Genomic DNA, 25356 nt, shown 5'->3' on the forward strand with positions numbered 1-25356 from the left:
GGGCGCGTGCGATGCTGACGCCATGACCGTCGACCGCGATTCGGGACTCCTGTCCCCGGTACGGGCCGGTACGCCGGCCGAAACGTCGACCGGAGACGAGGCCTGGCTGCGCGCGATGCTCGACGCCGAGTCGGCGCTCGCGCGGGCGCAGGCGCGGCTCGGGACGGTGCCGCCGGAGGCTGCCGAGGCGATCACGGACGCCGCGGGCAAGGCGCGGATCGACGTCGCCGAGCTGGCACGCGGTGCGCGGGCGACCGCGAACCCGGTGGTCGGCCTGGTGAAGGCGCTGACGTCGGCCGTCGGCGAGCTCGCGCCCGGCGCGACCGAGTACGTGCACCGCGGCTCGACCAGCCAGGACATCTTCGACACCGCGATGATGCTGGTCGCCGACCGGACGCTGCGTCCGCTCGCCGCCGACCTCGACGCCACGGCCGAGGCCCTGGCCAGGCTGGCCCGCGCGCACCGGGACACGACCATGGCCGGCCGCACGCTGACGGCCCACGCGGTGCCGACGACGTTCGGGCTGAAGGCCGCGGGCTGGCGGCAGCTGGTGCTGGACGCGGCCGTCCGCATCCGGCGCGTCCTGGACGGCGGGCTGCCGGTCTCGCTGGGCGGCGCGGCCGGAACGCTGGCGGCGTACGTCGAGTACGCACGCCTGGCCGGCGAGGCGAGCGGGGGCGGGGGCGGGGGCGGGGGCGGGGGCGACGCCACCACACTCGCCGCGGACCTCGGCGTACCGGGGCCTGCTCGCGACGCGGACGCCGGCGACTACGTGGAACGGCTGACGGCCGCGTTCGCCGAGGAGACCGGACTGGCCGCTCCGGTGCTGCCGTGGCACACGCTGCGGACGCCGGTGGCGGACCTCGTCGGCGCGCTCGCGTTCGCCGCCGGGGCGCTGGGGAAGCTGGCCGTCGACGTCGAGACGCTCAGCCGGACCGAGCTGGGCGAGGTCGCCGAACCGGCCGCCGATGGGCGGGGCGGTTCCTCGGCGATGCCGCACAAGCGGAACCCGGTGCTCGCGACGCTGATCCGGTCGGCCGCGCTGCAGGTGCCCGTGCTGGCCGCGGGGGTCACGCAGTCGATGCTCGCCGAGGACGAGCGGTCGGCCGGGGTGTGGCACGCCGAGTGGCAGCTGGTCCGCGAGTGCCTCCGGCTGACCGGCGGCGCCGCGCACACCGCCGCCGAGCTGGCGCGTGGGCTCACCGCGGAGCCCGGGCGGATGCGGGCAAACCTGGCGTCGACGCACGGGCTGATCGTCTCCGAGCGGCTCTCCGCGGTACTCGCGCCGCTGCTCGGCAAGGCGACGGCCAAGGAGTTGCTGGGCGAGGCGTCCCGGCGGGCGGTGCGCGAGGACCGGCCGCTCCGGGACGTCCTGGAGGAGGTGTCCGCCATCACCAGCGTGCTGACACCGGCCGCGCTGGACGAGTTGCTCGACCCAGCCGGCTACACCGGTGCGGCGGCCGCTCTGGTCGACCGCGCCCTCGGCGGCAGCGAGCCGGGCGGTTCGGACTAGCGGCCACAGGTCGGCGGAGGCGAGCGGCACGGATTCGGGAGCTCGAGAGGCAGGTCCGGCAAGCCGCGGGGCGAGTGCGGCTCTACGCGTCGGCGGCTGACCCTGCCGATCCGACGCGCTGCCGACCTCGCCGGGCCGAGCGCCACGCCAGCCGGCCGCCACGCAGCGCCCCTGCCACCCGGCTCGCACCCGCTGACCCCGCCGCAGCCAGCCCCGCCGCCCCGCCGCGGCCGCCGCCCCGCGGCCCGGCGGCCCCCTGCCCCCGCCAGCCTTGGCGCGGTCGCACCAGCCAGCCTTGCCGCCCGGCCGCCCCACAGCGAGGCCACCGGCTGCGCGGCCGCCTCGCCGCGGCCGCCGCCGGGCCGCCCCCGCCAGGTCGCCGACTGCGCGGCCACCCCCGCCGCGGCCGTCGCTCGGCTGCCCGGCGACCACGCCGCCCGGCCGACCCACTCCCGCCGCAGGCGAGGCCACCGGCGGTGCTGGCCCGGGCCGTCACCCGGCTTGGGAAAATTCTTTGAACCGCCCTCGGCGGGGGTCCGTGTAGTGGGTATCAGGCAGCCGCACCGAGCGGCCGGGAAACCCCAACGGACACAAGGAGAACTTCCATGCTTCGCACGCGCATCGCCGTCTCCGTCGCCGCGGCGGCAGCCGGGCTGGCAGTGCTCACCGCTTGCTCGGGTGCCGAGACTGCCCAGCCGGTTGTCGCTCCTGCGGCGGCGGGTGGCACCGGTGGCGGCCAGGCCGCCAACAACGGCCAGGTCGGCAACGCCGCTCCGGCGTCGAACGAGACCAAGCTGGTCGTCGCCGATGTGGCCGATGTGGGGCAGGTGCTCACCGACCAGAACGGCATGACCCTCTACCGGTTCGACAAAGACACCGCGAAGCCGCCGAAGTCCAACTGCGACGGTGACTGCGCCAAGGCCTGGCCGCCCGTGCTCGCCACCGGGGACGTGGAAGTCCAGGGTGTCGACAAGAACAACGTCGGGAAGGTGACCCGGTCCGACGGGACCGAGCAGATCACCGTCGGCGGGTGGGCGCTCTACCGCTACGCCAAGGACACCAAGCCGGGTGACGCGACCGGCCAGGGGGTCGGGGGCGCCTGGTACGCCGCGAACGCCAAGGGCGGGAAGGCCGGGCAGGCCGCGGCCGGCGAGTCCGAAGCCGGTGCCGTGAAGCTCAGCGCCAGCAAGATCGACGGCCTCGGCGATGCGATCGTCGACCAGAACGGGATGACCCTCTACCTGTTCCAGAAGGACACCAAGAAGAAGGCCTCCGCCTGCAACGGTGACTGCGCCAAGACCTGGCCGCCGGTGCTCTCCAAGGGCAAGGTGGAACTGCAGGGCATCGACTCGAAGCTGCTCGGCAGCATCAAGCGTCAGGACGGCAGCGAGCAGGTGACCATCGGCGGCTGGCCCGTCTACACCTTCTCGAAGGACACCAAGCCGGGCGATGCGAACGGTCAGGGCGTCAACGGCACCTGGTTCGTCATCGAGCCCGCCGGCTGCAAGCTCGGCAGCAACCCGAACACCGCTGCCGGCCAGCAGCAGGCTCCGGCCGGCAGCGGCGCCACGACCAACGATTCCGGTTCGGGTGGCACCACCTACTGAACCCGAACCATCCCGAACCTCTTAGTGGGCGAGGCCCGGCGGACGCTCTTCGTGAGTGACCTCCGGGCCTCGCCCCTTGTGGTCACGACGCAGGAACGACCGGCGGCGCGGTTCTTCTTCGGGAACACGGTCGATGACCTCGGTGCGCTGCTCGGCGACGACCGGCTCGTCGGCCGTCTCGTCCTCGGGCAGCAGGATGGTGCGGCGGGCCGGCAGGACCGCGATCAGCAGGCCGAGCGCGGCGACGCCGAGGTGCAGCCACGTGTCGGCGGGCTCGAGGTCCATCGGGTTGCCGGCGTTGGCGAACGGGTTGCTCGAAATGAGGCCGTCGATCATCAGGCCCCACACGAACAGCAGGCCGTAGCCGATGAACAGCAGCCAGCCGAACGCCCGCGCGCGGCCCGAGCCGAACGCGAGCAGCAGGCCGACGACGCCGGTCACGACGCGGACCAAGCTCATCAGCGGGTTGGCGGAGAACCGCCAGAACCCGGCGTCGTGGTGGCCGGCGAAATTGCCGAAGCCGGTCCTTGACAGTCCGATGATGCCGACGACGAGGAACGCGATCCCGGCCAGTCCGGCCAGCACCTGCGCCGGCTGCAGGCCTCGGACCCGGATGCGTGCGCCTTTCGCGTGAACCATGACTCCAGTCCTTCCCAGCGGGTGGTGACGACCGTCACCGCGCTGGAGTACCCCGCGACCACGGTGGGTGAAACGATGGCGCTTGCCCGCAGGGCCCTCCCGCGTTCCCGATTCGGGCCCCCTTCGAGAGCTATCCCACAAAGCACCCCGTTCGGGCGAACAGCGCGCGGCCTTCCCGGCAATCCAGGTCATGCGCAAGCTGAGCGGCATCTTCCTGGTGGGGCTGTGCCTGGGGGCGATCGGCGCGGTGGTGGTGACGGCGGGCCACAGCACCGCCGCGGCGCCCCAGCCGCTCGCGGTCACCGAGATCGCGGCGACGACGTCCGCGACGCCGACTCCGGCGGCCGCGCCCAAGAGCGAGCCGTCCGCCACGCCGGCGCCCAAGACCGAGCCCAAAGCGCCGCCGGCCAAGGTTGACGCCGGTGCGCTGGCCGGGATCGTGCGCGACGGCGAGGTCAGCGCCGTCGTCTTCGATCGGGAGTCCGGCGCCGCGACCGTCTCCGTGCAGGCGAACCGCGGGTACACCTCCGCGTCGATCGTGAAGCTGCTGATCGCGCTTTCCGTGCTCGACCAGGGCGGCCCCGCGGCGGACGTCCAGCGGATGCTGTCCCGCAGCGACGACGACCTCGCGAGCCGGTTCTGGGCGGCCTACGGCGGGCCGTCGATCGTCACGCGCTGGGTCACGAAGCTCGGCCTCACCGGTACCCGGCCGCCCGCCGACCCCGGCCGGTGGGGCGACACGCGGATCACCGCGGCCGACATCGTGAAGGTCTACCAGTACCTGCTGACCAAGAAGCAGGCCACGATCCTGAACGCGCTGCGCGACGCGACCGAGCGCGGGTCCGACGGCTTCCGGCAGTACTTCGGCATCCCCGACGCCGCCGATGGACAGCCGTGGGCGGTGAAGCAGGGCTGGTCGTGCTGCCGGCCGACGCGGATGCTGCACACCTCCGGCGTGGTCGGCAAGGACAACCGCTACATCGTCGTGGTGCTGACCGAGCACCCCGCCAAGGTCGACTACGCGACCGCGTCGAAGCGGGTCACGGAGGTCGTCTCGACGCTGCTGGGCTGAGCCCGGCTCACTGCTCGACGTCCGCCAGTGCGCCGGGCGCGCCGGAGCGCGGCAGCGGCCACGGCTGCACCCCGCCGAGGGTCTGGACCGGCCGGCCCGCCGGAGCGGGCGGGGTCGTGTGGGCGCCGATCCAGGTGAGGATGTCGGGGATCTGGGACTTGAAGGTGTTCATGTTGTGGCCCGCGTCCGGCACCTGCCACGACTGGAAGCGGACCGGCGGGCGGACGCCGGCCTGGATCAGCCCGGCCGCCGCGCCCTCGAACTTCTCCTTCTCGCCCCAGATGGCCAGGATGTCCACCGGGGACGGGTGGAGGCGGACCGTGATGCCGACGTTGTTGGCGTCGTCGACGTCCTGACGGCCCTTGTAGAGGTTCTCCGTCTCGGCGTCCATCTGCGCGCGGTCGTAGCCGCTGACGCTCACCGCCTGGCCGTACCACTGCGGGTGGCGGGTCACCAGGTTCATCGCACAATAGCCGCCGGACGACCAGCCGGCGAAGGTCCAGGCCTTCCGGTCCGCCGCGACGCCCAGCTTGTGCAGGGCCCACTCCCGCAGGTCCGCCGTCAGGTACGTGTCGTTCGCGGTGCCGTTGACCTCGTCGACGCACTCGGTGTCGTGGCCGATCTTCGGGACGCCCGTCGGGTCCGGCATGATCACCACGACCGGGGGCAGCGCGCGCCTGGCGATCGCCGCGTCGAGCTGTTCCGGGAGCTTGTACCCGTCGGTGACGACCTCGGGCCCGGACGGGTAGTTCGGGATCCACTCGACGGCCGGGAACTTGAGGCTCTTGTAGGCCGGGTCGAAGTACTGCGGCGGCAGGTAAACCGTCACGTCCCGGGTGAGCTTGGTGCGCCGGCCGGTCACCTTCATGTGGACGACGGTTCCCTTGCCGTCCTTGGCGTGCGCCGCGCCGACGTCCCGGACGAGGTCGAGGTTCTCCCCGTTCGCGCTCGTCTCCGCGTCGATGCTGTCGGCCGCGTAGACGCCGGTGCCGAGCAGCGAACCGAGCGTCGGGAAGAACCCGCCGATCAGGTTGCCGGCCAGGCCGGTGGTGACGACGATCGAGACGACCGCGCAGAGGATGGTGACGGTGCGCCACAGCAGCTTGCGCTTCCACCGCTCCCAGAACAACGGGATCGCGATGATCGCCAGCAGCGTCACGACGACCACGATGACCATCGTGATCGGCGAATCGAGCCGGATGCTGCTGAGGTGCATGGGGACGGTCCTTCCGGGCGGGCAGCGGATGCGCACCCGGACCCCCCGGGACTCGCGTATATATCACGTTTGACCCGGCTTGCACGTTGCGGACCTGTGAGTTGGCTCATAGGTCCGCAACGTGCGGCGCTCTCAGCGTTTTCTCAACTACTTCGCCAGAGCGCGCGTCAGCACCGTGACGGCCTGGGTGATCGCGGCCTCGGCGGCGTGTGTCTCGCGCAGCGCGTTCACCATGACGAAGTCGTGGATGATCCCCTGGTACCGGACGGCGGTGACCGGGACACCGGCCTGACGCAGCTTCGCCGCGTACGCCTCACCTTCGTCGCGAAGCACGTCGGCTTCGCCGGTGATCACCAGGGCCGGCGGCAGCCCGGCGAGCTCGTCGAGCGACGCGCGCAGCGGCGACGCCGTGATCTCCGCGCGCTGGGCGGGGTCCGTCGTGTACTGGTCCCAGAACCACTTCATGCCTTCGCGGCCGAGGAAGTAGCCCTCGGCGAACCGGTGGTACGACTCGGTGTCGAAGGAAGCGTCGGTGACCGGGTAGAAGAGCACCTGCTGCTTGAAGGTGACGTCGCCGCGCTGCTTGGCCAGCAGCGTCAGCGCCGCGGTCATGTTCCCGCCCACGGAGTCGCCGGCGATCGCGATGCGCGAGGTGTCGAGGCCCTTCTCGGCGCCGTGCTGGGCGACCCACTTCGCCACGGCGTAGTTCTCCTCGATGGCGACCGGGTAGCGCGCCTCGGGCGACCGGCTGTACTCGGGGAAGACGACGGCGGCGCCGACCCCGGCCGCCAGTTCGCGGACCAGCCGCTCGTGGGTGTGGAAGTCGCCGAACACCCAGCCGGCGCCGTGGATGTAGACGATCACCGGGAGGGGACCGGAAACGCCGGCCGGGCGGACGATCCGCGTCTCGACGTCGCCGTTCGGGCCGCCCGGGACGGCCAGCACCTCGATCTCGGCGGCGGGCATGGCGACCTCGCCGTCCTGGACGCCGTCGACGGCCTTGCGCCCCTCCTCCGGCGGCAGCTGGAACAGGTACGGCGGCTGGTCGGTGGCCTCCGCGAACGCCTGCGCGGCCGGTTCGAGGGCCAGGTTGTGCGGGTTGGCGGTCATGTCGTCCTCCTCGGGGGTGGAAGCTGATGTCACGAAGGTAGCTCGCAACTCAGTTGCGCACAACTAATTGTGGTCCAATGAGATGCAGCGCACTTAAGTTGCCGGTCTCCGCGAAGTCGTGGAGCATGGAGAGTTACGAGAGAGGAGGACGCCATGGCATCGCTGCGGCTGGACGACCAGCTCTGCTTCGGGCTGTACGCGGCGTCGCGCGCGGTGACGTCGCTGTACCGGGTCGTCCTGGAGGACCTCGATCTGACCTACCCCCAGTACCTGGTCATGCTGGCGCTCTGGGAGCGGGACCACCGGCTGGTCAAGGAGCTCGGCGCGGAGCTGAACCTCGACTCGGGCACGCTGTCCCCCTTGCTCAAGCGGTTGCAGACGGCGGGCCTGGTGGTCCGGAACCGGCAGGCCGACGATGAGCGCTCGGTCCGCGTCAGCCTGAGCGACGCCGGAAAGGCGTTGCGCGACAAGGCGCAGGGCATTCCCGACGTGATCGGCGCGGCGATGAGCCTGGACGACGCCGGGGTGGCCCGGATGCGGGCCGAGCTGGACCGCCTGACAGAGTCGGTGAACGCTTATCGGGAGGCTCTGGCACCGGCATGATCAACCACGACGACGCGCTGAAGGCCGTCGAAAGCAGCCTCGACCGGCCCTCGGCCGCGCGGATCTACGACTACTTCATCGGCGGGAACACGCACTACGCGATCGATCGCGACTTCGCCGAGAAGGTCCGCGCCCGGCTGCCGCTCATGGGCGAGTACTGCCTGACGAGCCGGCAGTTCCTCGGCCGCGCGGTCCGCCAGTGCGTCCGCGAAGGCATCCGGCAGTTCGTCGACGTCGGCTCCGGGCTGCCGACAGCGGGCAACGTGCACGAAGTCGCCGACGACGCCCGTCCCGAGCTGGACACGCGGGTGCTCTACATCGACAACGAGCCCATCGCGCTGGCCCACTCGACGCTGCTGCTCGCCGACACCGCCGACCCCGAGCGCCACCACGCCATCGCCGCGGACTTCCTGCAGCCGGACGACCTCTGGGAGCGGGTGAAGGCCTCGGAGATCATCGACCCGCGGCAGCCGGTCGCCCTGGTGATCAACGCGGTCATGCACTTCATCAAGGACGAGCAGAACCCGGATCAGCTGCTGGAGTTCTACCGCTCCCGGCTCGCCCCCGGTTCGCTGCTGGTGCTGTCGCAGATGACCAACGAGAACCCGGTGAACGAGGACGAGCGGCAGGCCCTGCTCGACCTGCTCGAGTACTACGAGACCACGACCAACCCGGGTTTCCTGCGGACGATGGCCGAGTTCGAACGCTTCTTCGGCGGCTGGCCGATGCTCGAACCGGGGCTCGTCTACGCGCCGGCGTGGCACCCCGACGAGCACACCGTGTTCGCCGGTTCGCCGTCCGAGTCGCGGGTGATCGGCGGCGTCGCGCGCAAGCCCTAAGAGGCTTCGCGCACCTCTTCGAGCACGTCGAGGACGGCGCTTTTGCCGAGTTCGACGGCTTTGCGCAGCACTTCCGGGTCGCGTTCCAGCACCGCCACGTCCGGCGCACCCACCGGCGGCCGGATGCTGAGGATTCGCGGGTCCGACGCCAGGGTTTCCTCGTCTTCGACGTCTCGCCGGTAGGTGTCCTGCCAGGCCGGGATGGCGCCGGGGGCTTGGCGGCGCAGGAATCGCGGGACGACGACGTCGTGCATCCGCGGTGGCCGGACCGGCAGTTCGTCGGCGCGGCGGGTGCGCAGCACGAGGACGTCCGTGGCGTTCTGCAGCAATGCGGTGCGGTACGGGATGGGCTCGGCCACGCCGGCGTCGACGAACCGGCGGCCGGATAGGGGGATCGGGGGTCCGGCCAGCACCGGCATGCACGACGACGCGGCGAGCGCGATCTTGATCGCGTCGACGTCGTCGAGAAAGGGGTGCAGGTCGGTCGACTCCCCCGTGTCGGCGTCGGTGGCCAGCGGGTGGAAGGTGACCGGGTTGGCCAGGATGGCTGGGAAGTCCATCGGTTCCAGCACCGAATAGACCTGGTGGACGAGGTATTCGAGGTCGATCACCGCGCGGCCGCGCAGGGTGTGCAGCGGGTTGATGATCCGGCGCATGACGACCGGGTTCCACCAGGTCCGGACGCCGGTCGAGGAGCGGCCGCAGAGCAGCCAGGCACCGTTCAACGCGCCGGCCGACGAGCCGTAGACGGCGTCGAACGCGGGCGTCACGCCGAGTTCGTCCAAGGCCAGGACCATGCCGCTGGAGTAGGTGCCGCGGCTGCTGCCGCCCTCGATGGCGAGCGCGAGACGCCGGCCGTCGGTGCGCTCGCCCGGGACACTGCCCGCCGCCATCCGTTCGGAGATCAGTTCGAGTACCGGGTGCACCCTTCCATCGTGGTCTTTTGCGGGCATTAGTCGACCCGTTTTATCCCACCCAGGGGGGTGAAGTGATGCGCGCCTCGTTGCACTGCAACTCGTTGCATAGCACCCTCCAACCATGGCACTGGAGCACGCGATCCTCGTCTCGCTGTCCGAGCGCGCCGGTTCGGGCTACGAGCTCACGCGCCGCTTCGAGAAGTCGATCGGGCTCTTCTGGAGCGCCACCCACCAGCAGATCTACCGCGTGCTGAAGCGGATGGAAGAGGCCGGCTGGGTGGCCGTCGACGTCGTCGCGCAGTCGGGGCGGCCGGACAAGAAGGTCTACACGGTCAGCGACAGCGGGCGCGCCGAGCTCGTCCGCTGGCTGGCCGAGCCCGATCCGGCCGCGGGGCCGGTCGAGCTGGCCGTGAAGATCCGCGGCGCGACCTTCGGCGATCCGGCGAAGGTGGCCGAGGAGATCGTCCGCCACCGCGCGAAGCACGCCGAACGCCTCGACGTCTACCGCCAGATCGAGAAGCGCGACTTCCCCGCGCCGGCCGCGCTGACCGGCCGGCACCTGCACCAGTACCTGGTCCTGCGCGGCGGCATCCGCGTCGAAGAGGGCCAGGTCGAGTGGTTCGACGAAGTACTCGCCGCCCTCCACCACCCCAAGGACGCCCGATGAGCCCGTACCCGAACCTGCTGTCGCCGTTGGACCTCGGCTTCACGACGCTGCGCAACCGCGTCCTGATGGGGTCGATGCACACCGGCCTCGAGGACAAGGCTTCGCACTTCCCCGCGCTGGCCGAGTACTACGCCGAACGCGCCCGCGGCGGCGTCGGCCTGATCGTCACCGGCGGGTTCGCGCCGAACCGCACCGGCTGGCTGCTGCCGCTCGCGTCCAAGCTGACGACGTCCGCCGAGGCGCGGCAGCACCGGCAGCTCACCGCGCCGGTGCACGAGGCCGGCGGCAAGATCGCGCTGCAGATCCTGCACGCGGGCCGGTACGCCTACCACCCGCTGAGCGTGTCGGCGTCGAGCATCAAGGCGCCGATCAACCCGTTCCGGCCGCGCGCCCTCACGAAACACGGCGTCCGCAAACAGATCGAAGCCTTCGCGAACTGCGCCGCTCTCGCGCGCGAAGCGGGTTACGACGGCGTCGAGATCATGGGCTCCGAGGGTTACCTGATCAACCAGTTCCTGGCCGAGCGCACCAACAAACGCACCGACGCCTGGGGCGGCACGCCCGAGAAGCGCCGCCGGTTCGCCGTCGAGATCGTCAAGCGCACCAGGGAAAAGGCCGGCGACGACTTCATCATCGTCTACCGGCTTTCGATGCTCGACCTCGTGCCGGGCGGCCAGCGCTGGGAGGACGTCGTCGCGCTCGCCCAGGACGTCGAGGCGGCCGGCGCGACGATCATCAACACCGGCATCGGCTGGCACGAAGCCCGGGTGCCGACGATCGTGACGTCGGTGCCGCGCGCCGCCTTCACCTGGGTGACCGGGAAGCTCAAGCCGCACGTCGGCATCCCGGTCGTCACCTCGAACCGGATCAACATGCCGCAGGTCGCCGAGGAAGCGCTGAGCAGCGGCGACGCCGACCTCGTGTCGATGGCCCGGCCGTTCCTCGCCGATCCCGAGTGGATCCGGAAGGCCGAGAGCGGCCGCGAGGACGAGATCAACACCTGCATCGCGTGCAACCAGGCCTGCCTCGACCACGCTTTCAAACGCAAGCTGGTGTCCTGCATGGTGAATCCGCGCGCGGGCCACGAGACGACGTTGACGCTGTCGCCGACGCGGCGGTCGAAGCACGTCGCGGTCGTGGGCGCGGGCCCGGCGGGCCTCTCGGCCGCGACCGCGCTGGCCGAACGCGGGCACCGCGTCGAACTCTTCGAAGCCGACGACGAAATCGGCGGCCAGTTCGGCATCGCCCGGAAGATCCCCGGCAAGGAGGAGTTCGCCGAGACCATCCGCTACTACCAGCGGCGACTGGAAGTGACCGGGGTGAAGCTGCACCTCGGCACCCGCGCGAAAGCGAGCGACCTCACCGGCTTCGACGAGGTCGTGCTGGCCACCGGGGTCGCGCCGCGCGTGCCGTCGCTGGCCGGGATCGACCACCCGAAGGTGCTGTCCTACGTCGACGTCGTCAAGCACGGCAAGCCGGTCGGCGCGCGGGTCGCGGTGATCGGGGCCGGCGGCATCGGCGTCGACGTCAGCGAGTTCCTCACGCACACGGCGTCGCCGGCGCTGGATCGGGCCGCCTGGATGGCCGAATGGGGGGTCACCGACCCGGAACAGGCGGCGGGCGGCCTCGGCACGCCGAAGCCCGAGCCGTCGCCGCGGCAGGTGTTCCTGTTGCAGCGCAAGAAGTCCGGCATCGGTGCGGGGCTCGGCAAGACGTCCGGCTGGGTCCACCGGGCGGCGCTCAAGGCCAAGCGCGTCGAGCAGCTGCCCGGCGTCACGTACGAGCGCATCGACGACGACGGCCTGCACATCACCGTCGACGGCGAGCCGCGAGTGCTCGACGTCGACACGGTGGTCGTCTGCGCGGGCCAGGAGCCGGTGCGCGACCTCGCCGACGACCTGCGGGCGGCCGGGCTGCCGGTGCACCTCATCGGCGGGGCCGACGTCGCCGCGGAACTCGACGCGAAACGCGCGATCGACCAGGGGACGCGGCTCGCCGCCGCGCTGTAGCCCGTAGAGCGTCCGGCACACCTTCTTTTCGGGGGTCCGGGTGGCGGAGCCCCCGGCTCGGGGCGGAGCCCCGGTTGTTACTGGCAGGATGGGCCCGTGCGAGACGTATGCGTGATCGGGCTCGGGCTGATCGGCGGATCACTGTTGCGCGCGGCGGCCGCCAGCGGCCGCACGGCGTGGGGTGCCGCGGTTTCCGAAGTGGACGCCGATGCGGCGAGCAGAGCGGGCTTCGACGTCACGACCGACGTCGAAGCGGCCCTGCACCGGGCCGCGGCCGAGGACGCGATGGTCGTGCTCGCCGTGCCGCTGCCGGCCGTCGAAGACCTGCTGCGGCTGGTCAACCAGCACGCGTCGCACTGCCTGCTCACCGACGTGACCAGCGTGAAAGCGCCGGTCCTGGACGCGGTCCGCCGTCGCGTGCCCTACACGCGGTACGTCGGCGGGCACCCGATGGCCGGGACGTCGAACTCCGGCTGGCTGGCCGGGGACGCCGCGCTGTTCCAGGGCGCCGCGTGGGTGGTCGCCGTCGAAGAGGACACCGACCTCGAAGCCTGGGCCGAGGTGGCGAAGCTCGTGCTGGACGTCGGGGCGCACGTCGTCCCGCTGCCGGCGGAGTCGCACGACGAGGCCGTCGCCCGGATTTCGCACCTGCCGCACCTGCTGGCGGCCATCCTGGCCACCATCGGCGCCGAGGGCGGCCCGCTGGCGATGTCGCTCGCCGCCGGGTCCTACCGCGACGGCACGCGCGTCGCCGGGTCGAACCCGCAGCTCGTCCGCGCGATGACCGAAGGCAACCGGGACGCGCTGCTGCCGATCGTCGACGAAGCGCTCGGCCGGCTCGGCGCCGCCCGCGGCTCGCTCGCGTCGACCGGCGGGCTCGCGGCCACGATCAACGCGGGGTACGAAGGCGCGCAAGCGCTGGCCGCCAGCCTGGACGTCGAACGGGCCGGGGTCCGGATCAGCCTGGCCGCGCCGGACGCGCGGCAAGGCCTGATCGCCCTCGGGGAACGCGGCGGCCGGATCACCGGCCTCTCGGACGGGATCGCGACCGGCGAGGTCCAGTAGCTACTGCGCCGGCGGGGTGTCCGGCGTGTCGTCGAACTTGTTGAGGAAGTCCTTCGCCTTCTCGACACCGGTGTCGATCTGGCTGTCGTGGCCGAACTTCGACTTCGCGAAGCCGGCGGCCTTGTCGAGGCCCTCCTCGATCTTGTCGTTGTGCTCGCGCAGGGCCTCTTCGGCCTTGCCCTTCAACGCTTCGAAGTCGATTCCCATGGGTGCATTGAACCGCACGAACGTCACGAACGCCTGGGGTAGGGCAGGAACCGCCGGAGCGGGCCCGGCGGCGTGCGTTCGGCCAGGTCGGGACCGCGGACGGCGTCGAACGCCGACTCCAGCTGGTCGACCACCCCGGACAGCTGCGGCGCGTCCGGCACCGGCACCGACCGCGGTTCCCGCTGCTCCCGGACGGCCAAGGCGAGTTCCCCCAGCGCGGCCGTCAGCAGCTCGACGTCGGCCGGGGCCGGCGGCGGCACGCCCCGCCCGATCGTCACGCCGACCTCGGTGACGGCGTCCGCGACGCGCTCCTGCGCGGCGATCACCGGCCACCACGCCACCGCCTGACGACCGTGCGCGGACGGTTCGACGACGGCCTGCTGGAACGCCGTCCGCAGGTCGGCCAGGGCGCGGTAGGCCCCGCGCCGCGCCCGCGACCGGGCCAGCCGCGCCTCTCCCGACGACGCCTCGACCAGCGCGTGCGCGACGTACTTCGCGACCGCGTCGAGGCCGTCGGCCAGCCGCCCGCCCACCCGCGGGCGCCGGCTGCCCGGCCACAGCAGGTAGCCGAAGACGAGCACGATCACGCAGCCGAGCACGGTGTCGACCAGCCGCGCCAGCACCACGCTCCAGTTCCCGGTGTGCGCCAAGCCCATCTGCAGGATGATCAACGGCGTCACGAAGGCGCTCTGGATGCCGTAGTTGCGCACCTTCCCGATCGCGATGCCGCCGGCGAAGACCGCGCTGAGCACGACCAGGACCCAGCCGCTCGCGCCGAGGCCGAGCACCGCGGCGCCGATCCCGACGCCGATGACCGTGCCGATCCCGCGCAGCACCGCGCGGCCGAAGACGGATCCGAAGTCGGGCTTGAGCACGATCCCGACCGTCAGCGTGATCCAGTACGACCGCTCCAGCGGCACGAGCAGGCCGACGACCTCGGCGATCGCGACGCACAGCGTCAGCCGCAGCGCGGCGATCCAGGTCAGCGGGCCGGACGCGAGCGAGGCCGCCCACTCGCGCAGGCGGCGGTACCACGGCGTCGGCTCGCGGCGCTTGCGGTCGTCACCCTTGCCGATCCGGACCAGGCCCGCGTAGAGCGCGGCGAGGACCGGGTCCGGGTCGCCGGGCGGCGCGAGGGGCGGAGGCGGCAGCGGCTGGCCGGCGAGCACCGCCGCGGACAGCGCGACGAAGTGGTCGATGACCTCGCTCGCCGGGCGGCGGCCGGCGTTGACCATCGCCACCGAGGCCTCGACGGCGGGCGTCGTCGCCGACAGCAGGTTGAGCAAGTGGCGGTAGGCGGCATCGCGGCCGGACAACCAGGACCGCGCGGTCAGCAGCTGGTCGTAGGCGGTGTTCATCGCCGTGGTCAGCCGGTGGCGGGCCACCCGCGAGACGGCTTCGTCGCTCGCCGACAACATCGCGGCCAGCTCGACGTAGACGTGCGCGACGGCGGTGCGTTCGGGGCTGGTCGCGCGGACCGTCCAGGTGACGAGCGCGACCAGGAAGCTCCAGGCCGCGCCGAGGCAGAAGCAGCCGAAGAGGATCTCGACGCGGACGCCGGTCGCGTGCTGCCCGGTGGCGAGCACGCAGAAGACGAGCATCTGCAGCCCGGCCACCGAGGCGTTGCTGCCGGCCGCGCTGATCACCGCGGACACCGCGGCGACCAGGATCACCGTGGGCACCGACAGCGCCGGTGTGCCGCCGGTGAGCAGGCCGGCGAGGTAACCGGCGGTCGCGGCGAGCGTCGCCCCGCCGAGGCGGCGGGCGCGGTAGCGGTAGGGCCCGGCCGATTCGGACAGCACGGCGGGCAGGGCACCGGTCGAGACGAGCGCGCCGACGGCGATGTCCCCCGCCGCGTAGGCGATCGCGAGCGGCACGGCCAGCGCGACCACGGCCCGGGCGACCATGTTCCACGGCACCGGCACCGGGGTGCTGCGCAGGAGCTGGACCAGCCAGTGCGGCGCGGCGAGGTCGGGGCGCGGCGTGCTCACCCCCTCATCTTGACCTACGCTCCCGGAGACGGATTAATTATCAACCTGTCAACAACTCGGGAGGTTCCGGTGGGCCGCAGGTACTCGTACGAGGTCAACCGCACGAGCACCGCGCCGCCGGAGGCGCTGTTCGCGCTCGAAGCGGACGGCCCACGGTGGGCGGAGTGGGGAAAGCCACTGATCGTCCAGGCCCGCTGGGCACGGCCGGGCACCGAAGAGCCGGAGGGCGTCGGCGCGGTCCGTGAAGTCGGACTGTGGCCGGTGCTGATCCGCGAGGAGACCCTCGAGTACGAGCCCGGCCGCAAGCACGTCTACGGCTTCGCCGCGGGCAAGCCGCTCAAGGACTACCGCGCCGAAGTGCTCTTCACGCCGGCCCCCGGCGGCGGGACGCACCTGCGGTGGACGGGCTCGTTCACCGAGCCGGTGCGCGGGAGCGGTCCGGCGCTGGCCGCGACGCTCCGGGCGGTGATCCGGCTGTTCTCGGCGAAGCTGGTCAAGGCGGCCGAAACCGGGCGCTGACCTGGGTGCGCCACACCACAGAAGATCATCCGGCGCAACTTCACCCACCCCCTCGACGTCACTCTTTCGGGTGGTCTTTTTGATCACCCGTGAGAGAGGGGGCGCGGGATGAAGCGAGTGGTGGCGGGCTTGGCCGTGGTCGCGTTGGCGCTCACTGCCTGTTCGACGCACGAGCCGGACGAGCGCGAGTTCGGCACGAGCCAGCCGAACCCGGCACCCCAGGCCGCCCCCGACGTGCAGACGTCCGGTCCCTACCCGTTCGGCACGGTCCAGCAGAAGGCGCCCCCGATCGAGAACGGTCAAGTACCGGTCATCCGCCGGATCACCACCGACAAGCCGTACGTGTTCCTCACCATGGACGACGGCGCTGTGCAGGACCCCGGCGCGCTGAAGCTGATGCAGGAGAACGGCACGCACCCGGTGCTGTTCCTGAACCAGAAGTACGTGAAGGGCCACGAGGCCTACTTCAAGCAGATCCTGGACGCCACCGGCGCGACGCTCGGCGACCACACGGTCGACCACCCGAACCTCAAGGGCAAGCCGTACGAGTTCCAGCGCAAGGAGATCTGCGACGACGCCGACGACTTCCAGAAGAGCCTCGGCATCCGCCCGTCGCTGTTCCGCCCGCCGTTCGGCAACTACGACCAGAACACCCTGAAAGCGGCGGCCGCCTGCGGCATGCGCGCCTCGGTGCTGTGGACGGCCGCGGTCAACGACGGCGTCGTCCAGTTCCAGTCCGGCGACAAGCTCAAGCCGGGTGACATCGTGCTGATGCACTTCCGGAAGACGTTCGCCGAGGACTACACGGCGTTCGTCGAGCGGGCCGAGAAGGACGGACTGACGCCCGTCCCCCTGGCCGACTTCCTCGGCTAAAGCACCACCGTCGGCGTCACGACCGTCCGCCGGCACGACACGTCACCCAGGTGCACGAGGATCTGCGTCGTCCCGCGCGGCACGTTGTCGAGCACGAACCGGCCGCCCTCGTCCGCCGTGGTCGACGACGTCCCGTGCTCGGCCACCCGCACCTCGACGCCGTACTGGCCGGCGGGTACCAGCCAGCCGTCGATGCGGTGCAGCTTGCCGATCTTGGTCAGGTTGATCATCACCGTCAGATCGCTGACGGTGAACGTGATCGTGCCGGTGCCGCCGCCGCGGACGCCGGCCAGGTTGTCCAGCCGTTCCCAGCGGGCGACCTCGACGTCGAGGTCCTCCAGGGCGAGCGCGAATTGGACCCGCTGCACCAGGTCTCCCGGTGGCGGGTCCAGCTCGTCGAGGAAACGGCCGATGTCGGCCAGCAGCACGTCGTCACCGAAGGAGGCTTGGCCCCCCGGCGCCCCGAGGTCGTTCATCGGCTTCCCCCTTCACTGGCGAGGAGATCGCGCATCTGGTCGAGGCAGCGACCCCTGGTCGGTCCGACACTGCCGCGCGGCATGCGCAGCGCCTCGGCGACGAGCTGGTACTCCGCCCGACCCGCGAGCACGGTCAGCCGGAGCAGTTCCTGACAGCGTTGGGGCAGCCGGACGAAGGCGCGCCAGACCCGGCGGTCGCGGTCGGCGCGGACGGCTTCGTCCTCGGGTGCCGGTTGGGTGCTCGGCATCGCCTCGGCCACCTCGTCGCTCAGCGGCACCGGCTGCATGCGGCGGCCGAACGGGTGGGTGGCCTCACGGCGGGTGGTGGTGATCAGCCAGGCGGCGAGGGCCTTGGGGTCGCGGAGCTTGCCGAGCTGGCTGAACAGCGCGAGCCAGACGGTCTGGACGACGTCCTCGGCGACCGCGCGGTCGAGCCCGTTGGCCCGGGCGACGTGCCAGACGAGCGGGGTCAGCTCTTCGACGAGGCGGGCCATCGCCCGGCGGTCACCGTCTCTGGCGGCCTGCATGCACGCAGCGTGCAGCTCGGCGCCGGTCAGGCCCTCCCACGGCGGATCTACCTCTGTGGTTTGCACGTCGGTCACCGTATCTGCCCCTCTTCGGAAGAGTCTTCGAGTCGGCGTTGGCAGTATCGCGGGTCCTTCGGGGGGAAGGAGCGTGCAGGTGGATCTCGGATACATCAAGGTCACTTACTTCGTCGGTCGTGCACTACCGGTCAATGTCAAATCCGTGAGGTACCGGCCGGCGCGCGTGGACCCGCACCGGCCGGTACTCCCCTCCCTCAAGGACCCGCTCCCCAACGGGCCCCCGCCGGATGTCCCCTCCCCCGAAGGGCACCCGGCCGACGGTGTCCGGCAGCCCCCTCGGCTCCCGGCCACCGCGATCACTGCGAACGCGACACCCCCTGTCGTGTTCCTCCGTGCTTGGCTGCTCCACAGGACGCAGTGAGGGCGCCGCCAGATACCCGAATCGGCAACTTTTTTTGAAGATCGACGCAGAGCTGCTAACTGATCACAGCGTGTGCCAGCGTCCCGGCCCAGCGGGCGTAGCCGGCCGGGCCCGGGTGGAACCGGTCGCTCGCGAAGGCGGCCGGGTCCAGCAACGCGGGATCCATCGGCAGGTGCCGGACGCCGGGGACCCTCCCGAGCGTCGCGGCGGCCTTGTCCAACGCGGTCGAACGAGCCGAAAGGACGTCACGCAGCGGTCGGGGCAGGGCCGGGAAGCGGGACATCGGCGGTACGCCGGCCAGCAGGACGTCGACCGGGCCCAGCCGCCCGCGCAGGTCGAGCACCAGGCGCAGGAGGTCACGGCGGTAGGCGGGAGCCGTCCGGAGCTCGATGGTGTCGTTGACGCCGAGGGCGATCACGACCAGGTCGGCCGGGCGGACCAGCGGGACGAGCTCGGCGCGGACCACCCGGGCGTTGGCGCCGGTCCGGCCGACCGCCTGCCAGCGCACCGCCCGGCCGTCGCGGGCCAGCTCGCGGGCGAGGCAGCCGGTGAGCGCTTCCCCGTGGTCCGCCGCGCCGACACCGTCCACCGTGGACTCGCCGAGCACGGCGAGCCGGAAGGGCTCGCCGTCACCTGGGACGAGCCCCTCCGCCGGCCCCGCCGCGCCGGGGAGCCGCGGGGTCTTGCGCTTGACGTACAGAGCCTGAGCGAGCAGCACCATTCTTTGAAGCTAGCCGTGCGCGATCGAAACCTTCTGCCTGATCAGCCCGGTGCGTGGTGACCCGGCGCGGTTAGGCGTTCTTCTCCTCGCGCATCTTGTGCCAGCGCTCGTACATGTTGTTGAGCTCTTCGAGCATGAACGACAGGAAGTCCCGCATCTCGGCGAGCCGCTTGCCCGACGGGGTGTCCTCGCCGAGGGCGTCGATGCCGTTCTCGGCGGCGTCGCGCCACATGATGATCATGCGGTCGCGCTTCATGAACGTGGCGTACCAGAGGTCGTCGTAGAGGCGGTAGTGGTCGCGGCGCTCGCCGGGCTCGCGCTCCTTGGCGACCAGGCCGATCTGCTCGAGGTAGCGGACCGCGCCGGACACGGCGGCCGGGCTGACCGACAGCTGGGCGGCCAGGTCGGCGGCGGTCAGCCGGCCCTCGTCGGTGGTCATCAGCGCGGCGAACACCCGCGCCGGCATGCGTTGCATCCCGATCTGCGACAGCACGAGCCCGAGGCTCTCGACGTACCGGCGGACGGCGTCTTCATCTCGCTGCACTTCAGGCGTCGTCATCGGCCCATCCTTCCGTACCCGTCCCCCATGATCACTCGATCTAGACATTTTCTTAACTTCACAACTTCATGAAGCAAGTGTAGCTTCCGAAGCATGGAAAACGCCATTTCGGTCACCGGCCTGCACAAGTCGTTCGGCCGGACCAAGGCCCTCGACGGCCTGGACCTGCAGGTACCCGCTGGGGAGGTGCACGGCTTCCTCGGCCCCAACGGCGCGGGGAAGTCGACCACCGTCCGGGTGCTGCTCGGCCTGCTCCACGCGGACTCGGGGGACGTCCGGCTGCTCGGCGGCGACCCCTGGAAGGACGCCGCGAGCCTGCACCGCCGCCTGGCCTACGTGCCCGGCGACGTCAACCTCTGGCCCAACCTCTCCGGCGGCGAGGTGATCGACCTGCTCGGGCGCCTGCGCGGCGGCTTGGACGAGAAACGCCGCGCCGACCTCATCGAGCGCTTCGACCTCGACCCGAAGAAGAAGGGGCGGACGTACTCGAAGGGCAACCGGCAGAAGGTCGCCATCGTCGCCGCCCTCGCCTCCCGCGTGGACCTGCTGATCCTCGACGAGCCGACGTCCGGTCTCGACCCGCTGATGGAGGCGACCTTCCAGTACGCCATCCAGGAGGAGCGCGAGCAGGGCCGGACCGTGCTGCTCTCCAGCCACATCCTCGCCGAGGTCGAGGCGCTGTGCGACAAGGTCAGCATCATCCGCAACGGCCGCACGGTCGAGTCGGGCACGCTCGCCGAACTGCGGCACCTGACCCGGACGTCGATCACCGCCGAGCTCGCCGGGCCGCCGAACGGGCTCACCGAGCTGGCCAACATCCACGACCTCAAGGTCGAGGGCAACCGCGTCCGCTTCGACGTCGAGACGCGCTCGCTCGACGAAGCCCTCCGGCAGCTGACCGAGGTCGGCGTCCGGAGCCTGGTCAGCCAGCCGCCGACGCTGGAGGAGCTGTTCCTGCGCCACTACACGACCGAAGCGAGCGCGAAATGACCGCGACGCTCGCCCGCACCGAAGCCGCGGTGGCGCCCGCGCACGAACTGGCCGGCACCGGGCACCTCACCCGGCTCGCGCTGCGCCGCGACCGCGTGGTCCTGCCGATCTGGATCGTGCTGCTCAGCGTCGTCCCGGCGAGCACGGTCAACACGTTCACGCAGTTCTACCCGACCGTCGCCGACCGGCTCGCCCTGCAGGCGGGGGCGAACGCCAACCCGTCCTACGCGCTGCTCTACGGCCCGCCGTTCGACCTCACCACGGCCGGCGGGTTCATCGCCTGGCGCATGTGCGGGTTCCTGGCGCTGCTCACCGGGCTGATGGCCGTCTTCACGGTCACCCGGCACACCCGCGCCGAGGAGGACACCGGGCGCGCGGAACTGCTCGCGTCCGCGGTGGTCGGCCGGTACGCGGCGCTGACGGCGGCCCTGCTGGTGGCCGGCGGCGCGAGCGTGCTGACCGGGGTGATCCAGGCGGTCACCCTGATCGGTGCCGGTCTGCCCGCGGCCGGTTCGCTCGCCTTCGGCGCGGCGGAAGCCCTGGCCGGGCTGGTGTTCACGGCCGTCGCGGCGGTCGCCGTCCAGCTGGCCGAGTACTCCCGGACGGCGAACGGCATCGGGACCGCCGTGGTCGGCGCCGCGTTCCTGCTCCGCGGCGCCGGGGATTCCACTGTGGACGCCCGCTGGCTGTCCTGGCTGTCGCCGATCGGCTGGGTGCAGCAGGTCCGGGCCTTCGCCGGGGAACGCTGGTGGGTGCTCCTGCTGCCGCTGGGGTTCGCGCTGGCCGTCGGCGCGGCCGGCTACTGGCTGCTGCCCCGCCGCGACGTCGGCGTCGGCATCCTGCCGCCCCGCCCGGGCCCGGCCCGCGCCGCGGCGAGCCTGCGGTCCCCGCTCGCCCTCGCCTGGCGGCTGCACCGGGGACCGCTGCTGGGCTGGCTCATCGGCACGGCCGTGGTCGGCGCGGTGTTCGGCTCGATCGCCAGCGGCATCGGCGACCTGGTCGGCTCGAGCCCGCAGGCCCAGCAGATCTTCGAGCGGCTCGGCGGCAGCCACGCGCTGACGCAGGCGTTCCTGGCCGCGATGGCCGGGATGTTCGCGATGGTGGCGTCGCTGTACGGCGTCCAGGCGGTGCTGCGGATGCGCGGCGAGGAGACCGCGATCCGGCTCGAGCCGGTGCTGGCCACCAGCGTCGGGAAGCTGCGCTGGGCGGCCGGCCACTTGGTGTTCGCGTTCTTCGGCACGGCCGCGCTGCTGCTGTCCGGCGGGGTCTTCATGGGCCTGGCGAACGGGCTGCGCACCGGCGACGTCGGCGGCTCGCTCGCGGACACCCTGTCCGGGATGCTCGTCCAGCTGCCCGCGGCCTGGGTGGTGGTCGCGCTGGCGATGGCGATCTTCGGGCTGCTGCCGGGCTTCTCCGCGGCGGCGTGGGCGGTCGGGGCGCTGGCGCTGCTGCTGAGCCTGTTCGGCCCGATCGTCAACCTGCCGCAGGTGGTGCTGGACGTCTCGCCGTTCCAGCACCCGCCGAAGATCCCGGGTCAGGAGTTCACCGCGACGCCGCTGGTGTGGCTGGCGGCGGTGGCCGTCGTCGCCCTGGTCGCCGGGCTGGCCGGCTGGAAGCGCCGGGACGTCGGCTAACGCACCCGCAGCTCGTGGTCGGGACCGGCCACGAGCTGCGCCTGCGGGCCGCCCTTCCCGCAGCCGGGCCCGTTCGCCTCGGCGAAGGCCGGCGTCACGTCGATCGTGTGCGGTTTCCCGTCGTCGAACCGGACGGTGACCCGGACCGGTTCGGCGGGCAGGCCGGGGAAGTCCGCGAAGCCGTGAAGCCCGCCGGTCGGGACCATCGACGTGCCGCACGAGCTGTCCGGGCCGGTGCCGGTGCAGGTCGTCGCGCCCGCCGACGTCTCGGGGTAGAGGCCGACGTCGCGCGTCAGGCACTGGCCGCGCCAGCAGGCTTCGAGTGTGGCTTTCGAGATGCCGTTCGGGGCCGGAATGGACAGGCTGATGCCGATCGGGACGCCGATGGCGGTGCAGGCGAGCTCCGGCCCGGCACAACCCGCCGTCAGGAGCATTGCGAACCCCAGTGCGTAGCGCATGCCGACCAGACGGGACCGGCGGCCGCCGGGTTGCACCGTCAGTCGCGCCATCCGCTGGTGAACGGCAACGCGGGGGTCTGCGAAGTGGGCGTGACCGAGGTCGTCGGCTCGACGGTGACCTCGACGAAGCTGGTGGTCGTCGTCGGCGGGGACGTCTCCACGGACGTGACCGTGGACGGCGTCGCGGAGGTGGTGACGGTGACGGGAACCGCGGCAACCGTCCTGGTCGGCGGCGTGATGGTGTCGACGGTGCGAGGCGTGCTCCGCCCGGCGATGAGCAGCGCGGCGACCAGCAGGCCGGTGGCGAACCCGGCGAGCCCCGTGACCGCGGCGGAGCCCCAGGTAGGTCGGCCGTTCATCCGGGCACCCCCTCGCCACGCGCAGCGCAGGTACGAGGACTAACTCGCGTTGATCTTACGTCGTGTTACCCGATGCGCACCCCGGAGATTTCTCAGCCTGCGCGGGTCCGCAGGCCGTCGATCACCACCCGGACCAGGTGCGCACTGCCCGGGGCGTACCGCTCGACGGCGAGGCAGCCGACGATGAGTGCCCGCAGGTCGTCGCCGTCGATGTCGGGGCGGATGGTGCCGCTCGCCTGCGCTCGGGCGAGCAGCTCGGCCAGCGCGGCGCGGAACTCCTCGCCCGCGCCGGCCTTGAAGGCGTGGCCGCTGGACTCGGCCAGGGCGTCGCAGATGGCCCGGTTGAGGGACGCCTGCTTGATCACCCGGACGAAGTAGTCGACGAAGACCTCGCCGGGCTCCTCGGCGCCGGCGAGCGCGCGGGCCTCCTCGGCGAACTGCTGGATCCGTTCGAGGACGACGGCCTGGAACAGGGCTTCCTTGCTGGGGAAGTGCCGGTAGACGGTGCCGGCCCCGACCCCCGCGAGCCGCGCGATGTCGTCGAGCGGCACGGCCAGGCCGTCCAGGGCGAAGGCCTCCTCGGCGGCGGCCAGCACCTTGGCCCGGTTGCGCCGGGCGTCGGCGCGCATCTTCTCCATCACGTTCTCCTCGTTGACAACCGGAACGATCGCTCCGTATCGTCCTAAGCGGGCCCACCGTTCCGATTCAACGCCCAGTTTGGCAGGAGAATTCCGATGCCGCAGACCACGCCCGAAATCGCCGACCTGGTCCGCGAGGGGATGGCCACCTTCGACGCCTCCCCGTTCGCGTCCCTGATCGCCGCCGATGCGGTGTTCGAGGTGCCGTTCCTGGGACAGCGGATCGAAGGACGCGAGGCCGTGGTGTCGACGTTGACCGACGGCGGCACCCGGGCCCGGGCGGCGGGCCTGACGGGAGCGCGGGTCACGACGACCCTCTCGGAGTCGGGGTTCGTGGTGGAGGTGGTCGTCTCGGGCCCGGGTGTGGAGCTCCCGTCCTCGGTCGGGATCGTGACGGTCTCGGACGGCGAAATCACCTCCTACCGCGACTACCCGAACGTTTCGGCCGCTTCGAAGCTCACGCGGGCGGTGTTCGACCGGTTCCTCGCCGCCTCGGTGGAGAACCGCTGGGACGACCTCGCCGACCTGTACGCCGAAGACGTCGTCCTCGAGATGCCGTTCACCCTCCCGGGCGTGCCTCGCGTGACCGAGGGCCGCGAAGAGCTGCGCCGCCGCTTTCGCGCCGCCGCCGAGTCACGGCGGATCACCAAGGCCGAGAACGTCGTGGTCCACGAGACGAACGACCCCGGCACCCTGATCGCCGAGTTCGACCTGCACCAGGAGGTCCGCGGTACGGCCTTCGCCGTCTCCTACGTCATGGTCCTCACCGTCCGGGACGGGCGGATCGCCCGCTCCCGCGACTACACCGACACCGCCGCCGCGGCGGAACGGCTCAAGGCGTGGTCGCCCGCTGGCTCGTCGGCGGGATGAACAGCCGCTCGAACGTGCTCACCGTGTGCTCCCACACGCCCGGCACCAGCAGCACCCCGAGCAGCGCGAACACCGGGAAAATCAGCCGCTTCTCGACCTTCTTGCCGGTCCGGAAGCGCAACACCCGGGGTGGCCGGATCTCGTACCACGTCTCGCCCGCGATGGGGATCGGGAACAGGAACGGGCACCCGGCTTCGGTCAGCGCGTCACCCAGGCAGTGGGTCAGGCAGCCGGCCGCCACCGCGATCCCGAGCCAGCCCGAAATGGACTCGAGTTCACCCGCCCGATCGGGTGGGGCCGTGAAGAACCACCACGCCACCGCCGCGCCGCTCACCGGGAGCAGCCAGTCGCCCAGGGCGCCTTCGGCCAGCATCAGGCCGAAGACGACCACGCCGACGACCGCCCACGGGCCGCCTTCCGTCGTGCCCCACGACGTCAGCAGGCCGAGACCGGCCGCGAACAGGACCGTGTGGGACAGGTGGCGGTGCTTGCCCGAGACCTTCTCGTCCCGCGGGCCCTTCGTCAGCGCGTAGAAGCCCGCCGAGACGCGGCGCAGCACCCAGGACAACGCGCCCGTCAGCCAGCCGAGGAGGCGGGACGCGCTCGCTCCGGGGTGGTCGAGGTCGGGCAGCAGGGCGAACCCCGCCGTGGTCGCCGCGAAGACGACCGCCTGGTGCACCGAACCCGCCCCCACCGCGGGCGCCAGGGCCAAGCCCGCGCACCAGCCGGTCAGGGCGTGCGTCCGCCCCATCATCGTGCCGCCCCCAGGTCCACGCGGAAAAAATCGGTGAGCCTTATTCAGCCGTCGCCCGCCGCATGACTTCTGCAGTGAACTGCA

27 protein-coding genes are annotated in these 25356 nt (G+C 71.8%); 13 read left to right on the forward strand and 14 right to left on the reverse strand.

From position 1 onward, the window contains the following. The first annotated feature begins 22 nt into the window (after positions 1-22). Complete coding sequence (locus tag H5965_RS04705; RefSeq protein WP_310968059.1) at positions 23-1513, forward strand: adenylosuccinate lyase family protein; 1491 nt, start codon at positions 23-25, stop codon at positions 1511-1513. Positions 1514-2118: 605 nt separating this feature from the next. Beyond that, positions 2119-3120, forward strand: coding sequence for an SCO0930 family lipoprotein (locus H5965_RS04710; protein WP_310968060.1), 1002 nt, complete (start codon positions 2119-2121; stop codon positions 3118-3120). A 21-nt stretch (positions 3121-3141) separates the two neighbouring features. Here H5965_RS04710 and H5965_RS04715 read toward each other — a convergent pair whose 3' ends face one another. Further along, positions 3142-3759 (reverse strand): DUF4383 domain-containing protein, encoded by a 618-nt coding sequence (locus H5965_RS04715; protein ID WP_310968061.1) that lies wholly within the window; start codon positions 3757-3759, stop codon positions 3142-3144. 190 nt (positions 3760-3949) lie between these two features. On the opposite strand from H5965_RS04715, the gene H5965_RS04720 reads away from it, so the two are divergent. Further along, complete coding sequence (locus H5965_RS04720; RefSeq protein ID WP_310968062.1) at positions 3950-4831, forward strand: serine hydrolase; 882 nt, start codon at positions 3950-3952, stop codon at positions 4829-4831. 7 nt (positions 4832-4838) lie between these two features. On the opposite strand, the gene H5965_RS04725 is transcribed toward H5965_RS04720, so the two are convergent. Together H5965_RS04725 and H5965_RS04730 are read right to left on the reverse strand one after the other, a co-directional pair. Further along, entirely contained in the window at positions 4839-6047 is a 1209-nt protein-coding gene (locus H5965_RS04725; RefSeq protein ID WP_310968063.1) for an alpha/beta hydrolase-fold protein, read from the reverse strand. A gap of 147 nt (positions 6048-6194) precedes the next feature. After that, positions 6195-7157, reverse strand: coding sequence for an alpha/beta hydrolase (locus H5965_RS04730; RefSeq protein WP_310968064.1), 963 nt, complete (start codon positions 7155-7157; stop codon positions 6195-6197). 153 nt (positions 7158-7310) lie between these two features. Between H5965_RS04730 and H5965_RS04735 the strand changes: the two genes are divergently transcribed. Both H5965_RS04735 and H5965_RS04740 read left to right on the forward strand, forming a co-directional pair. Then, positions 7311-7760, forward strand: a complete 450-nt coding sequence (locus H5965_RS04735; RefSeq protein ID WP_310968065.1) for a transcriptional regulator, SarA/Rot family — start codon at positions 7311-7313, stop codon at positions 7758-7760. Continuing rightward, positions 7757-8599, forward strand: coding sequence for an SAM-dependent methyltransferase (locus H5965_RS04740; protein ID WP_310968066.1), 843 nt, complete (start codon positions 7757-7759; stop codon positions 8597-8599). The genes H5965_RS04735 and H5965_RS04740 overlap by 4 nt, the downstream gene beginning before the upstream one ends. Here the strand turns inward: H5965_RS04740 and H5965_RS04745 are convergent. Continuing rightward, the gene (locus H5965_RS04745; RefSeq protein WP_310968067.1) at positions 8596-9525 is read right to left on the reverse strand and encodes a patatin family protein; all 930 of its coding nucleotides are present in this window, start codon (positions 9523-9525) and stop codon (positions 8596-8598) included. The genes H5965_RS04740 and H5965_RS04745 overlap by 4 nt on opposite strands. A 112-nt stretch (positions 9526-9637) precedes the next feature. Between H5965_RS04745 and H5965_RS04750 the strand changes: the two genes are divergently transcribed. The 3 genes from H5965_RS04750 to H5965_RS04760 all read left to right on the forward strand — a co-directional run bounded on the left by H5965_RS04750 (position 9638) and on the right by H5965_RS04760 (position 13257). Beyond that, entirely contained in the window at positions 9638-10183 is a 546-nt protein-coding gene (locus H5965_RS04750; protein ID WP_310968068.1) for a PadR family transcriptional regulator, read from the forward strand. Then, a complete protein-coding gene (locus H5965_RS04755; RefSeq protein ID WP_310968069.1) occupies positions 10180-12192 on the forward strand; it encodes an NADPH-dependent 2,4-dienoyl-CoA reductase in 2013 nt (670 codons plus the stop codon). Before H5965_RS04750 ends, H5965_RS04755 begins: the two co-directional genes overlap by 4 nt. 111 nt (positions 12193-12303) lie before the next feature. Next, entirely contained in the window at positions 12304-13257 is a 954-nt protein-coding gene (locus H5965_RS04760; protein ID WP_310968498.1) for a prephenate dehydrogenase, read from the forward strand. Here the strand turns inward: H5965_RS04760 and H5965_RS04765 are convergent, their stop codons facing one another. Next, positions 13258-13464 (reverse strand): antitoxin, encoded by a 207-nt coding sequence (locus tag H5965_RS04765; protein ID WP_310968070.1) that lies wholly within the window; start codon positions 13462-13464, stop codon positions 13258-13260. A gap of 23 nt (positions 13465-13487) precedes the next feature. Then, positions 13488-15455 carry an FUSC family protein gene (locus tag H5965_RS04770; RefSeq protein WP_310968071.1) on the reverse strand — a complete coding sequence of 656 codons (1968 nt, stop codon included), beginning with the start codon at positions 15453-15455 and terminating at the stop codon, positions 13488-13490. Between the two features lie 69 nt (positions 15456-15524). On the opposite strand from H5965_RS04770, the gene H5965_RS04775 reads away from it, so the two are divergent. Together H5965_RS04775 and H5965_RS04780 are read left to right on the forward strand one after the other, a co-directional pair. After that, positions 15525-15974 (forward strand): SRPBCC family protein, encoded by a 450-nt coding sequence (locus H5965_RS04775; RefSeq protein WP_310968072.1) that lies wholly within the window; start codon positions 15525-15527, stop codon positions 15972-15974. A 108-nt stretch (positions 15975-16082) separates the two neighbouring features. Next, entirely contained in the window at positions 16083-16847 is a 765-nt protein-coding gene (locus H5965_RS04780) for a polysaccharide deacetylase family protein (RefSeq protein ID WP_310968073.1), read from the forward strand. Here the strand turns inward: H5965_RS04780 and H5965_RS04785 are convergent. From H5965_RS04785 to H5965_RS04800, 4 genes are all read right to left on the reverse strand, one after another. Further along, complete coding sequence (locus H5965_RS04785) at positions 16844-17323, reverse strand: carboxypeptidase regulatory-like domain-containing protein (RefSeq protein ID WP_310968074.1); 480 nt, start codon at positions 17321-17323, stop codon at positions 16844-16846. The genes H5965_RS04780 and H5965_RS04785 overlap by 4 nt on opposite strands. Beyond that, entirely contained in the window at positions 17320-17925 is a 606-nt protein-coding gene (locus H5965_RS04790) for an RNA polymerase sigma factor (RefSeq protein WP_086843814.1), read from the reverse strand. Before H5965_RS04790 ends, H5965_RS04785 begins: the two co-directional genes overlap by 4 nt. Before the next feature lie 419 nt (positions 17926-18344). Next, the gene (locus tag H5965_RS04795; RefSeq protein ID WP_310968075.1) at positions 18345-19010 is read right to left on the reverse strand and encodes an SGNH/GDSL hydrolase family protein; all 666 of its coding nucleotides are present in this window, start codon (positions 19008-19010) and stop codon (positions 18345-18347) included. 70 nt (positions 19011-19080) lie between these two features. Next, on the reverse strand, positions 19081-19569 hold the full coding sequence (locus H5965_RS04800; protein WP_310968076.1) for a MarR family transcriptional regulator: 489 nt from the start codon (positions 19567-19569) through the stop codon (positions 19081-19083). A 93-nt stretch (positions 19570-19662) separates the two neighbouring features. Between H5965_RS04800 and H5965_RS04805 the strand changes: the two genes are divergently transcribed. Beyond that, on the forward strand, positions 19663-20559 hold the full coding sequence (locus H5965_RS04805) for an ABC transporter ATP-binding protein (protein WP_310968077.1): 897 nt from the start codon (positions 19663-19665) through the stop codon (positions 20557-20559). Next, the gene (locus H5965_RS04810) at positions 20556-22193 is read left to right on the forward strand and encodes an ABC transporter permease (RefSeq protein ID WP_310968078.1); all 1638 of its coding nucleotides are present in this window, start codon (positions 20556-20558) and stop codon (positions 22191-22193) included. The genes H5965_RS04805 and H5965_RS04810 overlap by 4 nt, the downstream gene beginning before the upstream one ends. Here H5965_RS04810 and H5965_RS04815 read toward each other — a convergent pair. The 3 genes from H5965_RS04815 to H5965_RS04825 form a co-directional block, all read right to left on the reverse strand. Next, positions 22190-22651, reverse strand: coding sequence for a hypothetical protein (locus H5965_RS04815; protein ID WP_310968079.1), 462 nt, complete (start codon positions 22649-22651; stop codon positions 22190-22192). The two genes, H5965_RS04810 and H5965_RS04815, sit on opposite strands and share 4 nt — an antisense overlap. Before the next feature lie 38 nt (positions 22652-22689). Next, positions 22690-23010, reverse strand: a complete 321-nt coding sequence (locus tag H5965_RS04820; RefSeq protein WP_310968080.1) for a hypothetical protein — start codon at positions 23008-23010, stop codon at positions 22690-22692. A 92-nt stretch (positions 23011-23102) separates the two neighbouring features. Further along, positions 23103-23648, reverse strand: a complete 546-nt coding sequence (locus tag H5965_RS04825) for a TetR/AcrR family transcriptional regulator (RefSeq protein ID WP_310968081.1) — start codon at positions 23646-23648, stop codon at positions 23103-23105. Positions 23649-23744: 96 nt separating this feature from the next. Between H5965_RS04825 and H5965_RS04830 the strand changes: the two genes are divergently transcribed. Continuing rightward, complete coding sequence (locus H5965_RS04830) at positions 23745-24518, forward strand: nuclear transport factor 2 family protein (RefSeq protein ID WP_310968082.1); 774 nt, start codon at positions 23745-23747, stop codon at positions 24516-24518. Here H5965_RS04830 and H5965_RS04835 read toward each other — a convergent pair. After that, positions 24481-25269 (reverse strand): metal-dependent hydrolase, encoded by a 789-nt coding sequence (locus H5965_RS04835; protein ID WP_310968499.1) that lies wholly within the window; start codon positions 25267-25269, stop codon positions 24481-24483. The genes H5965_RS04830 and H5965_RS04835 overlap by 38 nt on opposite strands. Between the last annotated feature and the right edge of the window lie 87 nt (positions 25270-25356).

Source organism: Amycolatopsis sp. 505 (assembly GCF_031625235.1).
Lineage (GTDB): Bacteria > Actinomycetota > Actinomycetes > Mycobacteriales > Pseudonocardiaceae > Amycolatopsis.

Bases quoted from the DNA above. Each gene is read 5' to 3' on its own strand.
- H5965_RS04750 (WP_310968068.1), top strand. From the start codon at position 9,638: ATGGCACTGGAGCACGCGATCCTCGTCTCGCTGTCCGAGCGCGCCGGT.
- H5965_RS04785 (WP_310968074.1), bottom strand. From the start codon at position 17,323: ATGAACGACCTCGGGGCGCCGGGGGGCCAAGCCTCCTTCGGTGACGAC.
- H5965_RS04835 (WP_310968499.1), bottom strand. From the start codon at position 25,269: ATGGGGCGGACGCACGCCCTGACCGGCTGGTGCGCGGGCTTGGCCCTG.
- H5965_RS04825 (WP_310968081.1), bottom strand. From the start codon at position 23,648: ATGGAGAAGATGCGCGCCGACGCCCGGCGCAACCGGGCCAAGGTGCTG.
- H5965_RS04730 (WP_310968064.1), bottom strand. From the start codon at position 7,157: ATGACCGCCAACCCGCACAACCTGGCCCTCGAACCGGCCGCGCAGGCG.
- H5965_RS04765 (WP_310968070.1), bottom strand. From the start codon at position 13,464: ATGGGAATCGACTTCGAAGCGTTGAAGGGCAAGGCCGAAGAGGCCCTG.
- H5965_RS04815 (WP_310968079.1), bottom strand. From the start codon at position 22,651: ATGCGCTACGCACTGGGGTTCGCAATGCTCCTGACGGCGGGTTGTGCC.
- H5965_RS04780 (WP_310968073.1), top strand. From the start codon at position 16,083: ATGAAGCGAGTGGTGGCGGGCTTGGCCGTGGTCGCGTTGGCGCTCACT.
- H5965_RS04740 (WP_310968066.1), top strand. From the start codon at position 7,757: ATGATCAACCACGACGACGCGCTGAAGGCCGTCGAAAGCAGCCTCGAC.
- H5965_RS04735 (WP_310968065.1), top strand. From the start codon at position 7,311: ATGGCATCGCTGCGGCTGGACGACCAGCTCTGCTTCGGGCTGTACGCG.
- H5965_RS04720 (WP_310968062.1), top strand. From the start codon at position 3,950: ATGCGCAAGCTGAGCGGCATCTTCCTGGTGGGGCTGTGCCTGGGGGCG.
- H5965_RS04820 (WP_310968080.1), bottom strand. From the start codon at position 23,010: ATGAACGGCCGACCTACCTGGGGCTCCGCCGCGGTCACGGGGCTCGCC.
- H5965_RS04755 (WP_310968069.1), top strand. From the start codon at position 10,180: ATGAGCCCGTACCCGAACCTGCTGTCGCCGTTGGACCTCGGCTTCACG.
- H5965_RS04715 (WP_310968061.1), bottom strand. From the start codon at position 3,759: ATGGTTCACGCGAAAGGCGCACGCATCCGGGTCCGAGGCCTGCAGCCG.
- H5965_RS04810 (WP_310968078.1), top strand. From the start codon at position 20,556: ATGACCGCGACGCTCGCCCGCACCGAAGCCGCGGTGGCGCCCGCGCAC.
- H5965_RS04705 (WP_310968059.1), top strand. From the start codon at position 23: ATGACCGTCGACCGCGATTCGGGACTCCTGTCCCCGGTACGGGCCGGT.
- H5965_RS04795 (WP_310968075.1), bottom strand. From the start codon at position 19,010: ATGGTGCTGCTCGCTCAGGCTCTGTACGTCAAGCGCAAGACCCCGCGG.
- H5965_RS04725 (WP_310968063.1), bottom strand. From the start codon at position 6,047: ATGCACCTCAGCAGCATCCGGCTCGATTCGCCGATCACGATGGTCATC.
- H5965_RS04805 (WP_310968077.1), top strand. From the start codon at position 19,663: ATGGAAAACGCCATTTCGGTCACCGGCCTGCACAAGTCGTTCGGCCGG.
- H5965_RS04800 (WP_310968076.1), bottom strand. From the start codon at position 19,569: ATGACGACGCCTGAAGTGCAGCGAGATGAAGACGCCGTCCGCCGGTAC.
- H5965_RS04830 (WP_310968082.1), top strand. From the start codon at position 23,745: ATGCCGCAGACCACGCCCGAAATCGCCGACCTGGTCCGCGAGGGGATG.
- H5965_RS04710 (WP_310968060.1), top strand. From the start codon at position 2,119: ATGCTTCGCACGCGCATCGCCGTCTCCGTCGCCGCGGCGGCAGCCGGG.